This is a genomic window from Tibeticola sp. (assembly GCF_022759015.1).
Classification (GTDB): Bacteria; Pseudomonadota; Gammaproteobacteria; order Burkholderiales; family Burkholderiaceae_C; genus Tibeticola; species Tibeticola sediminis.
The window spans coordinates 1-20,559 of sequence record NZ_JAEMQB010000082.1; the positions used below are offsets into that span (position 1 = coordinate 1).

Consider the following 20,559-nt stretch of genomic DNA (forward strand, 5'->3'; position numbering starts at 1 on the left):
GGTCTCGAGCCCGATGCGCATGAGTGTGTCGCCCGGACGCACCGTGTAGTAACCCGGCTTGCCCGCGTTTTCGGCCCCGGGTAGGGGCTTGGGAACCTCAGGCGCCGCGGGGGTGGGGGCCGACGGCGCGGGCAGGCGGCCGGCTGCAAGGCCCCGGGCCTCCACGGGCGCCCGTGTGGGCCGGCTCGACGCGCACGCCCCCCGCGGCGCCGCCCCGCAAACCCCCCGGCCGCGGGCCCGCCAACGATGAAATCCAACCATGCTGTTCATTCCCTGAGGTGCCCGGTCAGGCCAAGCCTGATTTTAGGGGCACGAAGTGCACCGCCTCGAGCACCGTGCGCACGAGGCCCTGGGGCCGTTTGTCGATCACCACGAGCGCCTGCGTGCCCTGCGCCGTGACCTCCGGGGCCACCAGCCGCCCGCCCACCGCAAGCTGTTCGATCCAAGCCTGCGGCAGCGCACCCGCGCCAGCGGCCGAAATGATGGCCGAATATGGCGCACCCTGCGCAAAGCCGAGCATCCCGTCGCCCAAAATCAGGTGCACATTGGCCAAGCGCAAGGGCCGCAGGTTCGCCTGCGCCCGTTCGTACAAGCCGCGAATCCGCTCGACGCTGTAGACCTCGCGCGCGATCTGGCTCAGCACCGCGGCCTGATAGCCGCAGCCGGTGCCGATCTCGAGCACGCGGCCCAGCGGGCGAATCTCGCCCTCACGCAGCAAGGCCAGCATGCGCGCGACCACGCTGGGCTTGGAGATCGTCTGTGCAAAGCCGATCGGCAAACTGGTGTCCTCATACGCCTGGGCGGCGAGCCCCGTGTCGACGAAGCGGTGTCGCTCCACCTGGGCCATCGCGGCCAACACCGCTTCATCGCGGATCCCCTGCGCGGCAAGTCGCTGCACCATGCGCGCGCGCACCGCGGCGGAATCGAGCCCCAAGCCACGCACCGGCTCGAGCGTGGCAGGCGTCCGCGCGGGCTGGGCCACGGGGCTCCGCGCGGGCGGCACGGACGCGCTGGCAGCCGTTGCCGCCTTGCCCGCGCGCGCGGGCAGCGCTGCCGGAGCAGCCGAATCCAGCCGCGCCGGGAAGCCGGGGCGGCGCGCGCTCATCGGGCGTGGCCTCCGTCGACACCGACAGCCGCTGAGCCCGCGCCGAGGCGCGCTGCGGTCTGCGCCCAGTAGCGCAGGCTTTCGTGGTCCGTGAGATCGACCTTGAGCGGCGTCATCACCACATGGCCCTCAGCGCTGGCGTGGAAATCGGTACCCTCGCCTTCGTCGAGCGCGGGGCCGGCCGCGCCGATCCAATACATGGTGTCGCCGCGCGGATTCTGCTGGCGAATCACCGGCTCAGCCGCATGGCGTCGGCCCAGACGACACACCTTGAGCGGGCGCATCTCGGCCAGCGGCCGGTTCGGGATGTTGACGTTGAGCAGCCACGGCGCGCCCGAACCGATCCGCGTCGCAGCCAGTCCCAGCACGATCTCGCGCGCCTTGGCCGCCGCGTCCTCGAGATGCGCCCAGCCCTTTTCGACCTGCGAAAACGCAATCGCGGGGATGCCAAACAGGTAGCCCTCCATCGCTGCGCCCACCGTGCCCGAATAAATCGTGTCGTCGCCCATGTTGGCGCCGTTGTTGATGCCGGAAATCACCAGATCGGGCCGCGTCTCGAGCAATCCGGTGAGCGCAATGTGCACGCAGTCCGCCGGCGTGCCGTTGACGTAGCGAAAACCGTTGTGCGCGCGGTGCACGTACAGCGGCGAATGCAGCGTGAGCGCATTGGACTTCGCGCTGTTGTTGTGCTCGGGCGCGATGACCTCGACGTGGGCCACGTCTTTGAGCGCTTCAAACAGCGCCACGATGCCCGGGGCCTGAAAGCCGTCGTCGTTGGAAAGCAGGATGTTCATGCGCATGGCGAGGGCTCCGATCGATCGATTGTAGGTGCCGCCAAACCGTCGCTCCCGAGCCCTCGCAGCCCGTGCTGCCGCGCTGACACGGAGGGGACAACCGCCCTTGGGCGCAGACACACTTGATCCCTATCATGCGCGTTCGTCCGATTGACTCGAAGGAATCTGCCCATGCATGCCTGGCTTTGCGAAAACCCCGTCGGTGTCGACGCGCTCGTCTGGAAGGAACTGCCCACGCCCACGCCGGGGCCGGGTGAGGTGCTGATCCGCATCGAGGCGGCGAGCCTGAACTTCCCCGATCTCTTGATCGTGCAGAACAAATATCAGATCAAGCCGCCGCTGCCCTTCGTGCCGGGCGCCGAATATGCCGGCATCGTCGAGGCCGTCGGAGAGGGCGTGACGCAACTGCGTGTGGGGCAACGCGTAGCCTGCTTGAGCGGCACCGGCGGCTTTGCGACCCACACGGTGGCCAAGGCCGCGCTGTGCCTGCCGCTGCCGGCGGAGTTTCCTGCGGTGGATGCGGCCGCGTTCATCATGACCTATGCCACCAGCCACCACGCGCTGATCGACCGCGGGCAACTTCGGGCGGGTGAAACGGTGCTGGTGCTCGGTGCGGCTGGCGGGGTGGGCACCGCGGCGATCCAGATCGCCAAGGTGGCCGGTGCGCGCGTGATCGCTGCGGCTTCGAGCGACGAGAAATGCGCGCTGTGCCAGCGCCTGGGGGCCGATGCCACCGTGAACTACAGCCGCGAAAACCTGCGCGATGCGCTCAAATCGCTCACCGATGGCCAGGGCCCGAACGTGATTTACGACCCCGTGGGCGGCGATCTGGCCGAGCCGGCGTTTCGCTCCATCGCGTGGCGCGGGCGTTACCTGGTGATCGGCTTTGCGGCGGGCCCCATCCCCGCGCTGCCGATGAATTTGCCGCTGCTCAAGGGTGCCTCACTCGTCGGGGTGTTCTGGGGAGAGTTCGCGCGGCGCGAGCCGCAGGCCAACGCCGCAATGCTCATGGAACTCGCACGCTGGTATGGCGAGGGCAAGATCAAACCCGTGATCGATCAAACCCTGCCGATGCGCGAACTCAAAGCCGCCTACGCCCGCATGGCCTCGCGTGCGGTCATGGGCAAGTTGGTGCTGGTGAACTAGGCCAGCAGCGCGCCCGGGTTCCCGAACTCAGTGCGCGTGTGCAAAGCTGCTCAGCAGCGTCACTGCGGCGATGCCCAGCACGAGCCACAGCAGTTGTACCGCGGTCTGCGCGAGGCTGAGGCGCTTTTGCAGTTGCGGAATCAGGTCGGCGAGCGCGACGTAGATGAAGCTGCTGCTGGCGACGACGAGGAAGAAGGGCAAAAACTCGGTGAGTGCCCCGACCAGCAGGTAGCCCAGCAGCCCGCCGAGCGCCGTCACCAAGCCCGCCAGCGTCACCTTGAGCAAGGCCATGCGCCGGTCATTGCCGCCCACGCGCAAGACCGCCAGGTCGCCCATGTGGTGCGGCACCTCATGCGCCAGCACCGCGAGCGCAGTGACCGTGCCCAGCTTCCAATCCGCCAGGAACGCAGAGGCGATCAGCAGTCCGTCGCCGAAGCAGTGCACGCTGTCGCCGGCGATCACGGCCCAACTGCCGCTCCCGTGTGGGGCATGGTCGTGGCCCTGCCCCACGCCATGCGCATGGGCGTGGTTGGCCCCGTGGTGATGTTCATGCCCGTGGTGCCAGAGTTCAGCCTTGTCCAGCAGAAAGAAGCCCACCAGACCGACCAGCAGCACGGGAAACAGCGTGTGGGGCTCGATGCCGCTCTCAAACGCCTCGGGCAACAAATGCATGAACGCGGTGGCGAGCAGCGCGCCCGCGGCCAGGCTCAACAGATGCTGCGAATAACGCCCCAGCGCGCCGAAACTCAGCAGTGCCGCGAGCCATACGCTGCCTACACCGGCGATCAGGGTACCCGTCAAAATTGCTATTAATAACATAGTAAACAATGCCCATTTGTCGCCGGTATCGGCGCAAAAGGCCAGTCAATCAACGGGGGAAGGCTTCAGCCATGCCCAGAGCCTACCCATCAGGCCTTCAAGCCACGCCGTGCTTCTGGAACCAGGCGAGCGCCCGCTTCCAGCCGTCTTCGGCTGCTTCCTTGCGGTAGCTCGGCCGATAGTCGGCATGGAAGGCGTGGGGTGCCTCCGGGTATACCACGAACTCGCTGGCCCGGGCTGCCGGATTGCGCGAAGCCGCCAACGCCGCCTTCATCTGCTCGATCGTCGCCAGCGGAATACCGGTGTCAGCGCCACCGTACAAGCCCAGCACCGGGCCATGCAATTGGTCCACGACGTCGATCGGATTGCGAGGTGTGAGGGCGGTTCGCTCCCCGACCAGTCGGCCATACCAGGCCACGCCGGCCTTGACCTTGGGGTTGTGCGCGGCAAACAACCATGTCTGCCGCCCGCCCCAGCAAAAACCGGTCACGCCCACGCGCTCGAGGTCACCCCCGTGGGCGCCCGCCCAGGCCACGCAGGCGTCGAGGTCGCCCATGACCTGCGCGTCGGGCACCTTGGAAATCACCTCGGCGATGAGCTTGGCCAACTCGCCGTAGCTTTGCGCGTCGCCCTGACGCACGAACAGTTCCGGCGCCAGCGCCAGATAGCCCGCATGCGCGAAGCGCCGCGCGGTATCGGCGATGTACTCATGGACCCCGAAGATTTCCGAAATGACCAGCACCACCGGCAGGCCGGTCTTGCCCGCAGGCGCGGCGCGGTACACCGGCATCTTGAAGCCGTTGACATCGATGGTGACCTCGCCTTCGGTGAGGCCCTCGGCCGAAGTCTTGATGGCGGTCTGCGCCAGTGCGGGCAAGACGGCAGCGGCATAGCCCACACCGAGCGCGGCTTTGAGCGCGGCGCGGCGGGTGGTGGCCCCGCTGCGACCCGGGGTGGCGTCGAGCAAGGCATGGGCGTCCGAGAGTTGGTTGCGGTCGAGCATGGCAGTTTCTTTGAAGTTTGAAGGGGTGGCAGTCATCGCTGCGGCGAGCGCACCACCAGTCTATCGACCGACGGCAAGGTCTGCAGGTCGCCAGGGAATCCGCCGGCCCGCGCCCGAGTGCGCAGGCGCTCAGCCTCTCAGTGCGCCTCCTCCCAGTTGGCGCCGACCCCGATCTCCGCGACCAGCGGCACGCGCAGTTCGGCGACGCCCGCCATGAGCCGCGGAATCTCGCTGCGCAGCCAATCCACCTCGTCTTCGGGCAGCTCGAACACCAGTTCGTCGTGCACCTGCATGATCATCAGCGTGCCGCGCGCGCGCGCATCGAGCGCCTGCTGCACCGCCACCATGGCTTTCTTGATGAGGTCGGCCGCGGTGCCCTGCATGGGCGCGTTGATGGCGGCGCGCTCGGCGGCGCCGCGGCGCGGGCCGTTGGGGGAGTTGATCTCGGGCAGGTAGAGCCGCCGGCCAAAGACGGTTTCCACATAGCCCTGCGCCTTCGCCTGCGCGCGGGTCTCGTCCATGTAGCGCTTGACGCCGGGATAGCGCTGGAAATAGCGGTCGATCCAGGCCTTGGCGGCGCTGTTGTCGATGCCCAGATTCTTCGCCAGGCCATAACTGCTCATGCCGTAGATGAGGCCGAAGTTGATGACCTTGGCATAGCGACGCTGCTCGGGCGTGACCTGATCGGGTGCGACGCCAAACACTTCGGCGGCGGTCGCGCGGTGCACGTCGAGCCCTTGGCGGAAGGCGGCGAGCAGCGCTTCGTCGCCCGAGAGGTGCGCCATGATGCGCAGCTCGATCTGGCTGTAGTCGGCACTGGCGATGCGCCGGCCCGGCGGCGCGATAAAGGCTTCGCGGATGCGCCGGCCCTCGGGGGTGCGCACGGGGATGTTTTGCAGATTCGGCTCGTTGCTCGAAAGCCGCCCGGTCACCGCCACCGCCTGCGCGTAGTGGGTGTGCACGCGCCCGGTGCGCGGGTCGGCCATCTGGGCGAGCTTGTCGGTGTAGGTGCCCTTGAGCTTGGAGAGGCTGCGCCACTCGAGCACCTTGGCCGGCAGTGGATAGTCTTCGGCCAGCTTTTCGAGCACTTCCTCGTCGGTGCTGCGCGCGCCGGTGGCGGTTTTCTTGACCGACGGCAGGCCCAGCTTGTCGAAGAAGATCTCGCCCAGTTGCTTGGGGCTGCCGAGGTTGAACGGCTGGCCGGCCAGGGCATAGGCCTCTTGCTCGATGGCGTGCAGCCGCTCGCCCAGCTCGTGGCTGAGGCGGGCGAGCACCTGCGCATCGATCAGCACGCCGTTGCGCTCCATGCGAAACAGCACCTCGCTGGTGGCCATCTCCAGCGCGTAAATGTCCGCGAGCTTGGGCTCCGCCTCCAGCCGCGGCGCCAAAACCCGGTGCACCATGAGGCACAGCGCCGAGTCCTCGCAGGAATAAGCCGCTGCGCGGTCCACCGCCACCTGCGCAAACGGAATCTGGCGCGCGCCCTTGCCCGCCACCTCTTCGTAACTGATGCTCTTGAGGCCCAGATGCCGCTCGGCGAGACTGCCCAGGTTGTGCGGCCGGTGCACCTCGAGCACATAGCTCTGCAGCATGGTGTCGTGCGCATAGCCACGCACCTCGATGCCGTGGTTGGCGAACACGTGCCGGTCGTACTTCACATGCTGCCCCAACTTGGGCGCGCGTGGGTCCTCGAGCCAGGGCCGCAGCCGATCGAGCACCTGCGCCAGCGGCAACTGCTGCGGCGCGTCCGGCCCCTCGTGCGCCAGCGGGATGTAGGCCGCCGCTTCCGGTTCGACGCAAAAGCTGATGCCGACGATGCGCGCCTGCATCTCGTCGAGCGAGGTCGTTTCCGTGTCGAGCGCGGCCAGCGGTGCCGAACGCAGACGCTCGAGCCAGCGGTCCAAGCTGTCCCAGTCGAGGATGATTTCGTCCTCGCGGCCGGCTCGGTGCTGCACCTGCAGCGACGCGGGCGGGTCAGCGTCCGCAAACCAGTCGCCGTTGCGCGCCGTCGCTGCTGGTGGCGGAGCCTGGCCCGCATCGAGTGCGCGCGCGAGGCTGCGAAAACCATAGCGCTCGTAAAACTGGCGCAAGCCCGCGCGATCGGGCTCGCGCGGGCGCAGCGCCTCGAGCGCGGGAAAGCCGGGAATCCACGGGCTCAGGTCGCAATCGGTGCGAATGCGCAGCAGTTCGCGCCCCTGCGGCAACCACGACAGCGCGCGGCGCAGGTTTTCACCGACCACTCCTTTGATCTCGTCTGCGTGCGCGATCACGCCGTCGAGCGAGCCATAGGCCTGCAACCACTTGGCCGCCGTCTTGGGGCCGACTTTCTCCACCCCCGGCACGTTGTCGATGGCGTCGCCCACGAGCACCTGGAAGTCGAGCATGCGCTCGGGCGGCACGCCGAACTCGGCTTCGACGCCCGCGCGGTCCCGGGTTTTGCCGCTCATCGTGTCGATGATGGTGATGTCGTCGTTGACGAGCTGAGCGAGGTCTTTGTCGCCGCTGGAGACGATCACCGCCAGCCCCTGGCGGGCCCCAGTCACGGCCAAGGTGCCGATGACGTCGTCGGCCTCGACTCCGGGCACCTCGAGGACGGGCCAGCCCAGCAGCCGCACCACCTCGTGAATCGGCTCGATCTGCGCGGCCAGCGACTCGGGCATGGGCGGACGATGCGCCTTGTAGTCCGCATACAGCTCGTCCCGGAAGGTCGGCCCTTTGGCGTCGAAGACACAGGCGACGTAATCGGGGTTGACCTCGCGCCGCAGCTTCTCGAGCATATTGATCATGCCGCGAATCGCGCCCGTCGGGGCGCTGTTGGGGTCGTTCGGGTCGGCGCGCAGGTCCGGCATGGCGTGATAGGCGCGGTAGAGATAGCTCGACCCGTCGATCAGCAGCAGGATCTTCTTTTCGTTCATGGGACTATTGTGCACGCCCCGTTTCGACCCGCGGCATCGGCCCGCGACCGGCGCAACGCCAGCGACCGCGCCAGGGCCAAGAGCGCTCGAGCCCTACAATGAAGCGCCCCGCGGCTGCATGTGCCACGCTTGGCACCCCGCCCCGCTCACCCGTCACCGCCCGACCCGACTGTTCATGGCCGTTTTCACGCCCGTTCCCTTCGACACCGCCCGAAATTTGTTGCTGCGCCTCGGCCTGGGCGAATTGCAGAACCTCGAAGGCATCGAGGGGGGCATCGAGAACACCAACTACTTCGCCACCACCGACCAGGGGGCCTGGGTGCTGACGCTGTTCGAGCGCCTCACGGCCGAGCAGCTGCCGTTTTATCTGCGGCTGATGAAACACCTCGCGCAGCGCGGCATTCCCGTGCCCGAACCCGCCGCCGATGTCCGCGGGCAATTGCTGCACAGTGTCTGCGGCAAGCCCGCAGCCGTGGTCAACCGCCTGGCCGGCAAAAGCGTGCTGGCACCCGAGCCGCAGCACTGCGCCGCGGTCGGCGACATGCTCGCGCGCATGCACCTGGCCGGGCGCGACTTCGAGCTGCGCCAACCCAACCTGCGCGGACTGCCCTGGTGGAACGAGACCGCCCCGCTGGTGCTGCCGCACCTCGATGAAGCGCAGGCCGCGCTGCTGCGCGAGGAACTCGCCTACCAGAACCACATCGCCGCGAGCAGCCGCTACGCCGCCCTGCCCCGCGGCCCGATTCACGCCGATCTATTCCGCGACAACGTGCTGTTCGATGGTGATCGCTTGAGCGGCTTCTTCGACTTTTACTTTGCCGGTGTGGACACCTGGCTGTTCGACCTTGCGGTCTGCCTCAACGACTGGGCCATCGACTGGCACGCGGGCCGGCACGATCCGCTTCGCGCTGCGGCCATGCTCGACGCCTACCAGGCGGTGCGCCCGCTCGAAGCCGCCGAGCGCCAACTGCTGCCCGCCATGCTGCGCGCCGGCGCGCTGCGGTTTTGGATCTCGCGGCTTTGGGACTGGTACCTGCCGCGCGAAGCCCGCATGCTCAAGCCCCATGACCCCGCCCACTTCGAGCGCGTGCTGCGCGAGCGCGCGACCCACCCCGCCGTCATCCTGAGCGAGTCCGCCACCGCATGAAACTCCAACTCGTCCCCGCCCGCAGCGGCCTAGCCTGGGTTCGCGAGGGCTTGCGCACCTTCTGGCGCCAGCCGCTGGCCTTCGTCGGGCTGTTCTTCATGTTCATGGCGGTGGTCTCGGTCGCCACCATGCTGCCTTGGATCGGGCTGCCGCTCGCCCTGGTGCTGCTGCCCGCACTCACGCTCGGCATGATGGCCGCCACGCGCGAGGCGGTGGCGGGGCGCTTCCCCATGCCCTGGGTGCTGTTCACCGCGTTTCGAGAAGGAAAGGCGCGCACCATCGCCATGCTGCAGCTCGGCGCACTCTATGCGGCGGGGTTTTTCGGCGTCATGGGCTTCTCGGCCCTGTTCGATGGTGGCAAGTTCGCCCAGGTGTACCTGCTCGGCGGCTCGCTCACGCCCGAGCTGATGAACGCTCCAGGCTTCCAAGCCGCCACTTGGGCCGCCACCGCGGCCTACCTGCCCTTGTCGATGATGTTCTGGCACGCGCCCGCGCTCGTGCACTGGCATGGCGTGGCACCCGTGAAAAGCCTCTTTTTCAGCTTCGTCGCCTGCGCGCGCAACTTCAAGGCATTCTTCCTCTACACCCTCGGCTGGCTCGCCGTGTTCATCGGCGCGGGCGTCCTCGCCATGCTGATCTCCGCCCTGTTCGGCAACCCCGGCATCGCCACCGTGGCGCTCGTCCCTGCCGCCCTCATGATGGCCGCGATGTTCTTCACCTCCATGTGGTTCACGGTGCGGGATTGTTTTCTGGATGAGGCGGCGGGCTCGGTCTGACGTCAACTTCCCGGAGCTCATGTGATGGCTGGCCATCGACTGCGCCCTCTTGCAGCGCCTCGATCAGAGGGCAGCAGACGGTGCCTGCGGAGCTTTGGCAGGCGTGCAGCAGGCGTGAGAGCACCGATTCCATGCGCTGCAGGTCCGCGAGGCGTTCGCGCACGTCGCGCAGTTTCTGCGCGGCCAGGAGGCTGGCTTCGGCGCAATGCGTGCCGTCTTCGAGCCGCAGCAGCTCCGCCACCTCGTCGAGGCTGAAACCGAGACGCTGCGCCGCTTTGATGAAGCGCAGCCGGCCCAGCGCAGGCGCGCCGTAGCGCCGGATCCGGCCCTCCGTGCGCTCGGGCGCACGCAGCAGGCCGCGGCGCTGGTAGAAGCGAATGGTTTCCACGTTCACCCCGGCTGCCTGCGCCAGCGCGCCGATGGTCATGGGCTCGAAAGGGTCTTTCATGAGGGGGGTTGACTCCGTACTTGACTACGGACGGAAGCTTAGGGCAACGCTGAACAAGTCCCTCGCGCGTCGCGCATCCCGGCTGCGGGCGGTCTGCGTCGAAAGCAAATCCTCGCCATAGCTGCGGCTATGGCTGCGGTTTGCGCCTCGCATCCCATCCCGCGGCCGGGCGCGCACCATCGCGGGAACTGATTCAGCGTTGCCTTAGGCGATCAACCCACTGTTGAAGGAGATGTCGCGATGGACGAACCCAAACGATCCCCAGGCGGAGCACTGCTGGCCGGCGGCCTCGCCGCGATCCTCGCTTCGAGCTGCTGCCTCGGGCCGCTGGTGTTGCTGGCGCTGGGCTTCAGCGGCGCCTGGATCGGCAACCTCACGGTGCTGGAGCCTTACCGCCCGATTTTCATCGCAGCCGCCTTGCTGGCGCTGGCCCTGGCGGCACGGCGACTGTTTCGCCCCGCGACTGCGTGCGAGCCGGGTGCCGTCTGCGCCGTGCCGGCGGTGCGGCTGCGCTACCGCTTGCTGTTCTGGATCGTCGCTGCGCTGGTGTTGGTGGCGCTGGGCTTTCCCTATCTGGCGCCCTTGTTTTATTGACACCGAGGAGTTCCGCTCATGAAAACCAAGTCTCTGCGACTCGCAGCCTTCCTCCTGCTCGGCGCGCTCGCCACGGGCGCCCATGCAGCGGTGCAAACCGTGACCCTCTCGGTGCCGGGGATGAACTGCCCCGTCTGCCCCATCACGGTCAAAAAGGCGCTCACCAAGGTCGAGGGCGTGCAACAGGTGAACGTCAGCCTCGAAAAGCGCGAGGCCATCGTTCGCTTCGACGACACCAAGGCCAGTGTGGACGCCCTGATGGACGCCACCGAGGCCGCCGGTTATCCCTCGAGCGTCAAGAAATGACCATCCGCCCCATCCCCGCCACATCTTCCCAGCAGCCGCACGCCGGCCTGCATGCATGCTGCCCAAGCACCGGCGGCGACGGCCTGCACATCGCCATCATCGGCAGCGGCGGCGCGGCGATGGCTGCGGCGCTCAAGGCGGTCGAGCGCGGCGCGCGAGTGACGCTGATCGAGCGGGGCGTCATCGGCGGCACCTGCGTCAATGTCGGCTGCGTGCCGTCGAAGATCATGATCCGCGCCGCGCACATCGCCCACGTGCGCCGCAGCAGCCCGTTCGATGGCGGCATCGGCGCGGCAGTGCCCACCATCGACCGCCGCCAACTGCTGGCCCAACAGCACGCCCGGGTGGAGGCGCTGCGCCACGCGAAGTACGAGAACATCCTGGCGCAAAACCCGGACATCACCGTGCTGCACGGTGAGGCGAGTTTCCTGGATGGCGCGAGCCTGCGGGTGCGTTTGAACGCGGGCGGCGAGCGGGTGGTGGCCTTCGACCGCTGCCTCGTCGCCACCGGCGCAAGTCCCGCGGTGCCAGACATTCCCGGCTTGGCGCAAACACCGTACTGGACGTCCACCGAAGCCTTGGAGAGCGAGTCGATCCCAGAGCACCTGGTCGTGATCGGCTCGTCCGTGGTCGCGCTCGAGCTGGCGCAGGCCTATGCGCGGCTGGGCAGCCGCGTGACGGTGCTGGCACGCCACACCCTGCTCTCGTCCGAGGACCCGGCCATCGGCGCCGCCCTGACTGATGCCTTCGGCGCCGAGGGCATCGAGGTGCGGACGCACACGAGCCCCTCCGAAGTGGCTTACACCGCGGGGGCCTTCCTGCTGACCACACCGCAGGGCGTGCTGCACGCCGACCGGCTGCTGATCGCCACCGGCCGCAGGCCGAACACGACCCGACTGAACTTGGCCGCGGCGGGCGTTGCGGTGAACGCCGCCGGCGCCATTGTCATCGACCCGAGCATGCGCACCAGCGCCCCGAACATTTACGCCGCGGGTGATTGCACCGATCAGCCGCAATTCGTGTATGTCGCCGCGGCTGCCGGCACGCGCGCAGCCATCCACATGACCGGGGGCGACGCGCGCCTCGATCTGACGGCGCTGCCCGCCGTGGTGTTCACCGACCCGCAGGTGGCCACCGTCGGCCTGTCCGAAGCCGAAGCCCGTCTGCAGGGCATCGACGCCGACAGCCGCACGCTCCCGCTGGACCAAGTGCCGCGGGCGCTGGCTAACTTCGACACGCGCGGCTTCATCAAGCTGGTGGTGGAAGCCCCAAGCGGCCGGCTGATCGGCGTGCAGGCGGTGGCCCCCGAGGCGGGCGAACTGATCCAGACCGCAGCGCTGGCCATCCGCCAACGCATGACCGCGCAGGACCTGGCCGACACGCTCTTCCCCTACCTCACCATGGTCGAGGGGCTCAAGCTCGCGGCACAGACCTTCCGCAAGGACGTGACGCAGTTGTCTTGCTGCGCGGGATGAGGCAGCCGATCACACCGGCGTGAGCTTGGCCACCGACAGCGCCAGCCACTTGGTGCCGTGGCGGGTGAACTGTACCTGCGCGCGCGCGTCCGCTCCCGCGCCTTCAATCGCGAGCACCTTGCCTTCGCCGAACTTGTTGTGGAACACCGCCATGCCGACGCGCAAGCCGTGTTCGGGCTCGGACTTGCGCTCGGGCACGGGGCCAGCGCCGAAGTCGGGGGCGCTGAGGCTGCTGCGGCCCCAGGCGGGTTGCGGCGTCGGGTTTCGGCGCGGCGCGGCTTCCCAGGGCATGGCGCCGCTGCTGCCCCAGGGCGCGGCGCCGACGGAGGCGCTGGCGCCGCGTTTCGGGGTGATCCACTTCAGCGCACCCTCGGGCAACTCGTCGAAAAACCGGCTGCGCAGGTTGTAGCGCGTCTGGCCGTGCAGCATGCGGGTTTGCGCGTGGCTGAGGTACAGGCGCTTGCGCGCGCGGGTGATGGCGACATACATGAGCCGGCGCTCTTCCTCGAGGCCGTCGCGGTCGCTGGCGGAGTTTTCGTGGGGGAACAGGCCCTCTTCAAGGCCGGTGATGAACACGGCGTCGAATTCCAGGCCTTTGCTCGCATGCACGGTCATGAGCTGTACCGCGTCCTGCCCCGCCTGCGCCTGATTGTCACCGGCTTCGAGTGCGGCGTGGGTGAGGAAAGCGGCCAGCGGGCTCAAGGTTTCGCCGGTCTCCTGATCGGGCGCGAGCGGCGCATCGAGCACGGGCGCGTCGAGGTCCAGCCCCTGGCTCGCCGGGCTTTGGCCCAACGCCGCCGGGGCTTGCTCGTCGAGCGGCAGGGCGACCGCGTCGCGGCCGAAGCCCTCCTGCATGACGAAGCTCTCGCCGGCGTTGACGAGTTCTTCGAGGTTCTCGATGCGGTCGGCCCCTTCGCGGTCGGCGCGGTAGTGTTCGATGAGCCCGCTGTGCTCGAGCACGAGTTCGATGATTTCGCGCAGCGTGCGGCCCTGCGTCTGCTCGCGCAGCACGTCGATTTTGGCGATGAACGCGCCGAGGTTCGCACCCGCCTTGCCCGGCACGGCGCTGACCGCATCGACCAGCGCGCAGCCGGATTCGCGGGCCAGGTCCTGCAGCTGCTCGATCGTGCGTGCGCCGATGCCGCGCGGCGGAAAGTTCACCACCCGCAAAAAGCTGGTGTCGTCGCGCGGGTTCTCGATCAGGCGCAGATAGGCCAGCGCATGCTTGATTTCGGCGCGCTCGAAAAAGCGCAGGCCGCCATACACGCGGTAGGGCACGCCCGCGTTGACCAGCGCGGTTTCGATCACGCGGCTTTGCGCATTGCTGCGGTAGAGCACGGCGATCTCGTGGCGCGCAAAGCCGTCGTTGCGCACGAGCTGACGCACTTCGTCGACCAGCCATTGCGCCTCCTCGAAGTCGCTCGCCGCCTCGAACACCCGCACCGGCTCGCCCGCGCCTTGGGTGGTGCGCAGGTTCTTGCCCAAGCGCGCGGTGTTGTGGCCGATCAGCGCGTTGGCCGAGTCGAGGATGTGGCCGTAGCTGCGGTAGTTCTGCTCGAGCTTGATCTGGTGCCGCACCTGGTATTCGCGCACGAAATCGGCCATGTTGCCCACGCGCGCGCCGCGGAAGGCGTAAATGCTCTGGTCGTCGTCGCCCACCGCCATGATGGCGCCGCCGCCCTCGCCCGGCAGGCCGACGATCATCTTCAGCCACGCATACTGCAGCCGGTTGGTGTCCTGGAACTCATCGACCAGCACATGGCGGAAGCGCCTCCGGTAGTGCTCGCGGATGGCGTCCTGGTCGCGCAGCAACTCGTAGCTGCGCAGCATCAGCTCGCCGAAATCGACCACGCCTTCGCGCTGGCATTGGTCTTCGTAGAGCTGGTAGAGCTCGACCTTTTTGCGCGTGTCCTCGTCGCGCGCGGGCACATCGCCCGGGCGCTGGCCCTCTTCCTTGCAGCCCGAGATGAAGTACTGCAGCTGCTTCGGAGGAAAGCGCTCCTCGTCGACGTTGAACTGCTTGCACAGACGCTTGATGGCGCTGAGCTGGTCTTGGGTGTCGAGGATCTGGAAGGTGGCCGGCAGGTTCACGCTGCGGTGGTGCGCGCGCAGCATGCGGTTGCACAGGCCGTGAAAGGTGCCCATCCACATGCCGCGCACATTGAGCGGCAGCATGGCGGAGAGCCGGGTGAGCATTTCCTTGGCCGCTTTGTTGGTGAAAGTGACGGCCAGGATGCCGCCCGATGTCACCTGCCCCGTTTGCAGCAGCCACGCGATGCGTGTGGTCAACACCCGGGTTTTGCCCGAACCGGCACCGGCCAGAATCAGCGCATGCTCGGCGGGCAGCGTGACCGCCGCACGCTGTTCAGGGTTGAGGTTGTGCAGCAGCGGACTCGAGGACGCGTTTTCTGGGAACATGCGGGCATTGTAGGAAGGCCCAAACATGATGCTCCACCCCTCGATCCCTCCGCGCTCACGCAACAGCCACCCCACCGCCCCGGCCCCAAACACCCGTGCGCGGTGGCGCAGCCGCGTCGCTCTGCTGCTCGCCCTGCCCTTCGCTGTGGCGCAGGCGCAGCCGTCGTCGTGCAGCAGCGACGGCCTCGAACCGCCCCCGATGGTTCTGGAGCGTTTCATCAGCGCGGACTGTGCCGAGTGCTGGCGCGACCCGGCGACGCCGTCCGTGGACGGGCGTACATGGGCGCTCGACTGGGTTTTTTCCGGCGCTCAGGGCGAGGACGCGCCGCTTTCCCCCGTGGCGCGCCCTGAAGCGAATGCGCGCGCCCAGGCCGCCGGTCTGCGATCCGGCACCGCAATGCCGCCGCGCTTCGACCGGTTTCAGTCGGTGCTGGCCGCCGAATTTCCGCAAAACCCGCGACGCCTGCGCGTGGCGCAAGGCACGGCGTTCGGCGGCTATGTCGGCGCGTCGATCCGCTACACCCCGGCGCGCGACGCCCTGGCGCCGCTCACCGCGCATCTGGCGCTCATCGAGATCTTTCCTGCCGGAACGGAGGGCAGCCCCGTCGCACGCGCGCTGGTACGCAACGTGTTCACGCCCACATGGAGCGGGCGAACGGCGGGGCCGCGGCCGCGGTGGGTGCGACTCGATGAACTGCGCCCGCTCAACATCCCCGAGGGTGCGCACCCCGACCGGCTGCGGGTGTTTGGCTGGGTCGAGGACGCCCGGGGTCGCATCATCGACGCCGCGCTCAGCGCTTGCACGCCGTAACGAATGAATCACAAAAGACGAACCCTGCCACGGCAGAATTGCCCCTCATGAGTACCGCACCCCACCATCTCGGCCGCTCGGCGCTGCGCCGCGGGAGCATTCTGTTTGGCTGGACCTGGGCCGCGCTGCTTGCCGCTTGCGGCGGGGGCGGCGACGAGGCAGCACCGGTCTCGCAAGGCCCACAGCCCATCGTCGCAACCAGCGTCGAGGCGGAAGAGCAGGCGGCTTACACCTTGCTGCGCGACGAACGCAGCCGCTGCGGTTTTGGTGCCCCAAGCCCGAACAGCCTGCTGGCCCAGGCCGCGCGCAACCACGCGAACTGGCTCGTCACCAACGACGCCAACAGCCACGAGGAAACGCCGGGAACGCCGGGATTCACCGGCAAGACCGCGCTCGAACGGCTGCAGTACGTGGGCTATCCGGTGCGGGCCGTCGCCGAGTCGATCGGCTGGGGTTCGGTTGCTCCGGTGGCGAACGGGGTGGCCGTGCGCGCGCTGCGCGGCCTGATGGCCGTGCCCTACCATGCGATTGGCGTGGTGGCTTTCAACCTGCCCGAGGTCGGGCTGGCGCTCGGGCCGAGCGACGGCTATTACGCGCCGCTGGTCGTGGAATTGGCAGGCCCCCAGGGGGCGGCTGCCGGCCCCGTCGTCTACCCGCCAAACCCGGTCAAAACCTATCCCTGCGAGGGAACGACTGGGGTGCTGACCCGAACGCTGGCGGAAAACCCCAACCCGATTCCCGGTCGCGATCTGTCGACGAACCCCACGGGCTCGTCCATCATTGTTTCAGTGGCGAGCGGCAACACCCTCACGCTCGGCGCCGGCACGCTCGTGCATGTGGCCAGCGGCCAAACCGTCGAGGTTCTGCCCCCGGTGACGGCATCGAACGACCCCAACCGCCATTTGGCACCCAACACCGGCTTTTACCTGCCCGCCCAGCCGCTCGCGCCCAACAGCCGCTATCAATTCACATTCCGCGGCAGCAATGCAGGCGTGCCGTTCACTCAAAGCTTCACCTACACCACCGGCAGCGACTGAGCCTCCGCGTAGAATCAAGCACCGGGCCCAAGTTTCTTGCGCCCGGTTTTTTGTGCCTGCTGCACGGCACAGCGACCGGACCCAAGCCAAGCGCTCACTCGTTACAACGACCGACCGGAGCTTGGATCAATCATGGAAATCTTCGACTACGACAACATTCTTCTGCTGCCGCGCAAGTGCCGCGTGGAGAGCCGATCGGAATGTGACACCAGCGTTCAATTTGGCCCGCGGCGTTTCCGTCTTCCGGTGGTGCCGGCGAACATGAAGACGGTGGTGGATGAGTCCATCTGCCTGTGGCTGGCGCGTCACGGCTATTTCTACGTGATGCACCGCTTCGACCTCGACAATGTCGCCTTCGTGCGGCGCATGCGTGCCGAAGGACAGTACGCGTCGATTTCGCTCGGCGTCAAAGCGCCCGACTACGCCACGGTGGACCGCCTCGCCGCCGAAGGGCTCATCCCCGAGTACGTCACCATCGACATCGCGCATGGCCATGCCGACAGCGTGCGCAAAATGATCGCCTACCTCAAGGAAAAGCTGCCGCAGACCTTCGTCATCGCCGGCAACGTGGCCACGCCCGAGGCGGTCATCGACCTCGAAACCTGGGGTGCGGATGCAACCAAGGTCGGCGTCGGCCCTGGCAAGGTCTGCATCACCAAGCTCAAGACCGGCTTTGGCACCGGCGGCTGGCAGCTCTCGGCGCTCAAATGGTGCGCACGCGTCGCAACCAAGCCGATCATTGCCGACGGCGGCATCCGCAGCCACGGCGACATCGCCAAGTCGATCCGCTTCGGCGCCACGATGGTCATGATCGGTTCGCTGTTCGCTGGCCACGAAGAGTCGCCGGGGCAAACGGTGGAGGTCGACGGCAAGCTCTACAAAGAGTATTACGGCTCGGCGAGCGACTTCAACAAAGGCGAATACAAGCATGTCGAGGGCAAACGCATCCTCGAGCCGATCAAGGGCAAGTTGGCCGACACTCTGATCGAAATGGAGCAGGACATCCAAAGCTCCATCAGCTACGCCGGCGGCACCCAGCTCATGGACATCCGCAAAGTGAACTACGTCATCCTCGGCGGCGACAACGCGGGCGAGCATTTGCTGATGTGAGCCACACCGATCCCAACAGTCCAGTTTCGGATTCCGGGGCTGATCCCATCGCCAACCGGCGCGACCCCGCTATCGTTCCTGAAGCATCCCCAGCGCCAGGACGTACAGCCGATGCCTCGGCTCCACCAAGGCTTCGAGCGCGCTGAAATGGTTGCGGCCGGGCAGTTCCTCGCACACCGGCACGGCCCGTGCGCCCCAGGCTTCGCGGATCAGCCGGTTCTGCCGGATGAACTCCGCGCTCTCATCCCCGCCGACCACCGCCGCCAGGATTCCCGCGCGCGGCGCTGGCAGCCGAGCTGGGCTCGCCCGCGCCACCTGCACGGACGTGAGGCGCAGATCGTCTTTCACGAACGGCGTGTGGCGCAAAGGCGCAAGATCGAACACACCGGAAATCGCGAGCGCGCGCCGCACCAGGGTCGATGGCAGATCGCGCGCCACGCGCGGCCACTGACACAGCAGCAACATCGCCGCGAGTTGTCCGCCCGCCGAGTGGCCGACGACGGTGATGCGCCTCGGGTCCCCCCCAAATTCGGCGATGTGCCGCGCCACCCAGGCCAAGGCCTGCACCATCTGCAGCGTGATTTGCGGAATGGTCACCACCGGGCACAGCGCGTAGTTCGGAACCACCACGCAAGCCCCCTGGGCGGTGAATGCCGGCGCGATGAAGGAATGGTCCGACTTGTCGAGGGCGCGCCAATAACCCCCATGAATGAACACCAGCACCGGCGCCCCACCCGACCCCGCGGCCTCGGCCGGAAGGAACACATCCAGCGTTTCGCCCGCGCCCGGGCCATACGGCAGATCGAGCGCGCAGGCCTGCGTGGCCCGCGCCGCGGCGGAATCGGCGGCCCAGCGGGCAAAATGCGCGCCATGGTCGGGCACGAGTGCCCGGTTGTTGTACATGCGGTCGAGCCATTCGGGGTCGGTGCGGGGCATGGGCGTCTCCTCGGAACGAGGTTCGATCATCGCACCCGCCGCATTTTTTGAGAAAAATAGGCCGATGCCGGCGTGAACGGGTCATGATGCGCTCTCATTTCAGGTGTCAACAATGAAACTTTGCGTGCTTGGGATCGGCCGCATGGGGCTGCCCATGGCGCGACGGCTGTGCGCGGCGGGGCACACGGTTCAGGTGTGGAACCGCACCCGAGCGAAGGCCGAAGCGCTGGCCGCGGTTGGCGCGCAGGTGCATGACACCCCGGCTACAGCGGTTGCCGAAGCCGAAGCGGTGGTCTGCCTGCTCGAAGACGGGCCGGTCGTCGCCCAGGTGTTGTTCGAACTGGGCGCCGCAAACGCCATGCCGCCCGGCTCGCTCGTGATCGACATGTCCTCGATCAAGCCGGCGGAGGCCCGCGCGCACGCCGAGCTGCTGGCGCAGCGCGGCGTATCCCATCTGGACGCGCCGGTCTCGGGCGGCACCGTGGGCGCCGAAGCGGGCACGCTCGCCATCATGGTCGGCGGCGATGCGGCCGACTTCGAGCGCGCCGCACCGGTGTTCGCGGCGCTTGGACGCGCCACGCACGTCGGCCCCCACGGTGCAGGGCAGCTCACCAAACTCGCCAACCAGATGATCGTTGGCATCACCATTGGCGCGGTGGCCGAAGCCCTGCTGCTCGCCGAGCGCGGCGGAGCTCACATGGCCAAGGTGCGCGAAGCCATCACGGGCGGCTTCGCCGACAGCCGGGTGCTGCAGGTACATGGCCAGCGCATGGTCGAACGCGATTTTGCGCCGCGCGCCCGCATGACGGTACAACTGAAGGACCTGCGCAACGCGCTCGATACTGCGTCCGCCCTGGGTTTCGATGCCCCGGTCACGGCCTTGTTCGAGCGGCTTTACGCGCAAGCCATCGCCGACGGTTTGGCCGATCTCGACCATGCTGCGCTGTTCGTGGAGCTGGCCCGCCGCAACGGGATGACCTGAGACCAGCCAAACGGACGGCCCAGCGTCGGCCAGGCATGGCACGGCTTTGGGCGCTGCTATAATGCAAGCCTCGACGGCGGGGGGGTAGCTCAGCTGGGAGAGCGTCGCGTTCGCAATGCGAAGGTCGGGAGTTCGATCCTCCTCCTCTCCACCACCGTTCGGGTTCTTAGCTCAGTTGGTAGAGCAGCGGACTCTTAATCCGTAGGTCGTAGGTTCGAATCCTACAGGACCCACCAATTCAACTCAAAAACAAGCCCGCTCGCAGCGGGCTTTGTTTTTTCCTGTGCGTACCCTCCGCTTTCGAAGACGACGCGCTCAGGTGGTGCCTCGAGCCGGAATCGAACCGGCACGACCGGTTAAGGTCTGCGGATTTTAAGTCCGCTGTGTCTACCTGTTCCACCATCGAGGCCAGGCGGCGAATTGTCGCAGAGGATCGCGCCCAAAAAGAAGCCCCAGCAAGCGTGCAGCGGCTGGGGCTCGGTTTGGAGGCGCGGGCCGGAGTCGAACCGACCTACACGGATTTGCAATCCGGTGCATAACCGCTTTGCTACCGCGCCATGCTCTGACAAAAAAGGGAAGCCAGAGCTTCCCTTTTTCGGAAGACGTTGGCAATCTTCCTCGATCTGGAGCGGGAAACGAGGCTCGAACTCGCGACCTCAACCTTGGCAAGGTTGCGCTCTACCAACTGAGCTATTCCCGCATGAAGCGCCGACTTTGAGTGTTTCGCTGTCGTTGCT

17 protein-coding genes, 5 tRNA genes and 1 pseudogene are annotated in these 20,559 nt (G+C 67.4%); 12 read left to right on the plus strand and 11 right to left on the minus strand.

All coding sequences use genetic code 11. The features are described from left to right. Positions 1 to 286: 286 nt before the first annotated feature. Positions 287 to 1,105 carry a protein-L-isoaspartate(D-aspartate) O-methyltransferase gene (locus JHC36_RS04895; RefSeq protein WP_287916576.1) on the minus strand — a complete coding sequence of 273 codons (819 nt, stop codon included), beginning with the start codon at positions 1,103 to 1,105 and terminating at the stop codon, positions 287 to 289. Further along, positions 1,102 to 1,899 (minus strand): 5'/3'-nucleotidase SurE, encoded by a 798-nt coding sequence (gene surE / locus JHC36_RS04900; RefSeq protein ID WP_124221070.1) that lies wholly within the window; start codon positions 1,897 to 1,899, stop codon positions 1,102 to 1,104. The genes JHC36_RS04895 and surE overlap by 4 nt, the downstream gene beginning before the upstream one ends. Positions 1,900 to 2,070: 171 nt before the next feature. Here surE and JHC36_RS04905 point away from each other — a divergent pair, with 171 nt between their 5' ends. Beyond that, positions 2,071 to 3,045 (plus strand): NADPH:quinone oxidoreductase family protein, encoded by a 975-nt coding sequence (locus JHC36_RS04905; RefSeq protein WP_287916579.1) that lies wholly within the window; start codon positions 2,071 to 2,073, stop codon positions 3,043 to 3,045. Positions 3,046 to 3,072: 27 nt separating this feature from the next. Here the strand turns inward: JHC36_RS04905 and JHC36_RS04910 are convergent, their stop codons facing one another. The 3 genes from JHC36_RS04910 to polA all read right to left on the minus strand — a co-directional run bounded on the left by JHC36_RS04910 (position 3,073) and on the right by polA (position 7,782). After that, positions 3,073 to 3,864, minus strand: a complete 792-nt coding sequence (locus JHC36_RS04910) for a ZIP family metal transporter (RefSeq protein ID WP_287916581.1) — start codon at positions 3,862 to 3,864, stop codon at positions 3,073 to 3,075. 97 nt (positions 3,865 to 3,961) lie between these two features. After that, positions 3,962 to 4,867: a dienelactone hydrolase family protein gene (locus JHC36_RS04915; RefSeq protein ID WP_287916583.1), complete on the minus strand. Its 906-nt coding sequence runs from the start codon at positions 4,865 to 4,867 to the stop codon at positions 3,962 to 3,964. Positions 4,868 to 5,004: 137 nt separating this feature from the next. After that, positions 5,005 to 7,782 (minus strand): DNA polymerase I, encoded by a 2,778-nt coding sequence (gene polA, locus JHC36_RS04920; protein WP_287916585.1) that lies wholly within the window; start codon positions 7,780 to 7,782, stop codon positions 5,005 to 5,007. A 175-nt stretch (positions 7,783 to 7,957) separates the two neighbouring features. On the opposite strand from polA, the gene JHC36_RS04925 reads away from it, so the two are divergent. Both JHC36_RS04925 and JHC36_RS04930 read left to right on the plus strand, forming a co-directional pair. Beyond that, the gene (locus JHC36_RS04925; RefSeq protein WP_287916588.1) at positions 7,958 to 8,929 is read left to right on the plus strand and encodes a homoserine kinase; all 972 of its coding nucleotides are present in this window, start codon (positions 7,958 to 7,960) and stop codon (positions 8,927 to 8,929) included. After that, complete coding sequence (locus tag JHC36_RS04930; RefSeq protein WP_124219713.1) at positions 8,926 to 9,705, plus strand: BPSS1780 family membrane protein; 780 nt, start codon at positions 8,926 to 8,928, stop codon at positions 9,703 to 9,705. Before JHC36_RS04925 ends, JHC36_RS04930 begins: the two co-directional genes overlap by 4 nt. Here the strand turns inward: JHC36_RS04930 and merR are convergent. Next, the gene (gene merR / locus JHC36_RS04935; protein ID WP_287916590.1) at positions 9,659 to 10,153 is read right to left on the minus strand and encodes a mercury resistance transcriptional regulator MerR; all 495 of its coding nucleotides are present in this window, start codon (positions 10,151 to 10,153) and stop codon (positions 9,659 to 9,661) included. The two genes, JHC36_RS04930 and merR, sit on opposite strands and share 47 nt — an antisense overlap. Before the next feature lie 240 nt (positions 10,154 to 10,393). Between merR and merT the strand changes: the two genes are divergently transcribed. From merT to merA, 3 genes and pseudogenes are all read left to right on the plus strand, one after another. Next, positions 10,394 to 10,747 (plus strand): mercuric ion transporter MerT, encoded by a 354-nt coding sequence (gene merT, locus JHC36_RS04940; RefSeq protein WP_287916593.1) that lies wholly within the window; start codon positions 10,394 to 10,396, stop codon positions 10,745 to 10,747. A gap of 18 nt (positions 10,748 to 10,765) precedes the next feature. Next, positions 10,766 to 11,053 carry a mercury resistance system periplasmic binding protein MerP gene (gene merP / locus JHC36_RS11645; protein ID WP_124219721.1) on the plus strand — a complete coding sequence of 96 codons (288 nt, stop codon included), beginning with the start codon at positions 10,766 to 10,768 and terminating at the stop codon, positions 11,051 to 11,053. Positions 11,054 to 11,142: 89 nt separating this feature from the next. Then, positions 11,143 to 12,528 (plus strand): annotated as a pseudogene (gene merA, locus JHC36_RS04945) (mercury(II) reductase); the annotation flags it as partial. Between the two features lie 9 nt (positions 12,529 to 12,537). Here the strand turns inward: merA and JHC36_RS04950 are convergent. Then, positions 12,538 to 14,946: a UvrD-helicase domain-containing protein gene (locus tag JHC36_RS04950; RefSeq protein ID WP_287916596.1), complete on the minus strand. Its 2,409-nt coding sequence runs from the start codon at positions 14,944 to 14,946 to the stop codon at positions 12,538 to 12,540. 25 nt (positions 14,947 to 14,971) lie between these two features. Between JHC36_RS04950 and JHC36_RS04955 the strand changes: the two genes are divergently transcribed. From JHC36_RS04955 to JHC36_RS04965, 3 genes are all read left to right on the plus strand, one after another. After that, a complete protein-coding gene (locus tag JHC36_RS04955; RefSeq protein WP_287916598.1) occupies positions 14,972 to 15,757 on the plus strand; it encodes a hypothetical protein in 786 nt (261 codons plus the stop codon). Positions 15,758 to 15,804: 47 nt separating this feature from the next. Then, positions 15,805 to 16,794 (plus strand): CAP domain-containing protein, encoded by a 990-nt coding sequence (locus JHC36_RS04960; RefSeq protein ID WP_287916600.1) that lies wholly within the window; start codon positions 15,805 to 15,807, stop codon positions 16,792 to 16,794. 132 nt (positions 16,795 to 16,926) lie between these two features. Beyond that, complete coding sequence (locus JHC36_RS04965; protein WP_124219732.1) at positions 16,927 to 17,904, plus strand: GMP reductase; 978 nt, start codon at positions 16,927 to 16,929, stop codon at positions 17,902 to 17,904. 69 nt (positions 17,905 to 17,973) lie between these two features. Here the strand turns inward: JHC36_RS04965 and JHC36_RS04970 are convergent, their stop codons facing one another. Next, positions 17,974 to 18,840, minus strand: coding sequence for an alpha/beta hydrolase (locus tag JHC36_RS04970; protein WP_287916617.1), 867 nt, complete (start codon positions 18,838 to 18,840; stop codon positions 17,974 to 17,976). Between the two features lie 103 nt (positions 18,841 to 18,943). Here JHC36_RS04970 and JHC36_RS04975 point away from each other — a divergent pair, with 103 nt between their 5' ends. The 3 genes from JHC36_RS04975 to JHC36_RS04985 all read left to right on the plus strand — a co-directional run bounded on the left by JHC36_RS04975 (position 18,944) and on the right by JHC36_RS04985 (position 20,058). Then, positions 18,944 to 19,822: an NAD(P)-dependent oxidoreductase gene (locus tag JHC36_RS04975; RefSeq protein WP_287916603.1), complete on the plus strand. Its 879-nt coding sequence runs from the start codon at positions 18,944 to 18,946 to the stop codon at positions 19,820 to 19,822. Positions 19,823 to 19,900: 78 nt separating this feature from the next. Beyond that, positions 19,901 to 19,976 (plus strand) — tRNA-Ala (locus JHC36_RS04980). Between the two features lie 6 nt (positions 19,977 to 19,982). Next, a tRNA-Lys gene (locus JHC36_RS04985) sits at positions 19,983 to 20,058 on the plus strand. Between the two features lie 84 nt (positions 20,059 to 20,142). On the opposite strand, the gene JHC36_RS04990 is transcribed toward JHC36_RS04985, so the two are convergent. The 3 genes from JHC36_RS04990 to JHC36_RS05000 form a co-directional block, all read right to left on the minus strand. Further along, positions 20,143 to 20,231: transfer RNA gene (locus tag JHC36_RS04990), tRNA-Leu, on the minus strand. A 74-nt stretch (positions 20,232 to 20,305) separates the two neighbouring features. Further along, positions 20,306 to 20,379 (minus strand) — tRNA-Cys (locus tag JHC36_RS04995). Between the two features lie 67 nt (positions 20,380 to 20,446). Then, positions 20,447 to 20,522, minus strand: a tRNA-Gly gene (locus JHC36_RS05000). Positions 20,523 to 20,559: the final 37 nt, after the last annotated feature.

Excerpts from the sequence above, each read along its gene's own strand:
- JHC36_RS04905 (WP_287916579.1), top strand. The coding sequence starts at position 2,071 with ATGCATGCCTGGCTTTGCGAAAACCCCGTCGGTGTCGACGCGCTCGTC.
- surE (WP_124221070.1), bottom strand. The coding sequence starts at position 1,899 with ATGAACATCCTGCTTTCCAACGACGACGGCTTTCAGGCCCCGGGCATC.
- merR (WP_287916590.1), bottom strand. The coding sequence starts at position 10,153 with ATGAAAGACCCTTTCGAGCCCATGACCATCGGCGCGCTGGCGCAGGCA.
- JHC36_RS04895 (WP_287916576.1), bottom strand. The coding sequence starts at position 1,105 with ATGAGCGCGCGCCGCCCCGGCTTCCCGGCGCGGCTGGATTCGGCTGCT.
- JHC36_RS04925 (WP_287916588.1), top strand. The coding sequence starts at position 7,958 with ATGGCCGTTTTCACGCCCGTTCCCTTCGACACCGCCCGAAATTTGTTG.
- JHC36_RS04910 (WP_287916581.1), bottom strand. The coding sequence starts at position 3,864 with ATGTTATTAATAGCAATTTTGACGGGTACCCTGATCGCCGGTGTAGGC.
- JHC36_RS04950 (WP_287916596.1), bottom strand. The coding sequence starts at position 14,946 with ATGTTCCCAGAAAACGCGTCCTCGAGTCCGCTGCTGCACAACCTCAAC.
- JHC36_RS04965 (WP_124219732.1), top strand. The coding sequence starts at position 16,927 with ATGGAAATCTTCGACTACGACAACATTCTTCTGCTGCCGCGCAAGTGC.
- JHC36_RS04955 (WP_287916598.1), top strand. The coding sequence starts at position 14,972 with ATGATGCTCCACCCCTCGATCCCTCCGCGCTCACGCAACAGCCACCCC.
- JHC36_RS04960 (WP_287916600.1), top strand. The coding sequence starts at position 15,805 with ATGAGTACCGCACCCCACCATCTCGGCCGCTCGGCGCTGCGCCGCGGG.
- JHC36_RS04970 (WP_287916617.1), bottom strand. The coding sequence starts at position 18,840 with ATGCCCCGCACCGACCCCGAATGGCTCGACCGCATGTACAACAACCGG.
- JHC36_RS04915 (WP_287916583.1), bottom strand. The coding sequence starts at position 4,867 with ATGCTCGACCGCAACCAACTCTCGGACGCCCATGCCTTGCTCGACGCC.
- merT (WP_287916593.1), top strand. The coding sequence starts at position 10,394 with ATGGACGAACCCAAACGATCCCCAGGCGGAGCACTGCTGGCCGGCGGC.
- JHC36_RS04930 (WP_124219713.1), top strand. The coding sequence starts at position 8,926 with ATGAAACTCCAACTCGTCCCCGCCCGCAGCGGCCTAGCCTGGGTTCGC.
- merP (WP_124219721.1), top strand. The coding sequence starts at position 10,766 with ATGAAAACCAAGTCTCTGCGACTCGCAGCCTTCCTCCTGCTCGGCGCG.
- polA (WP_287916585.1), bottom strand. The coding sequence starts at position 7,782 with ATGAACGAAAAGAAGATCCTGCTGCTGATCGACGGGTCGAGCTATCTC.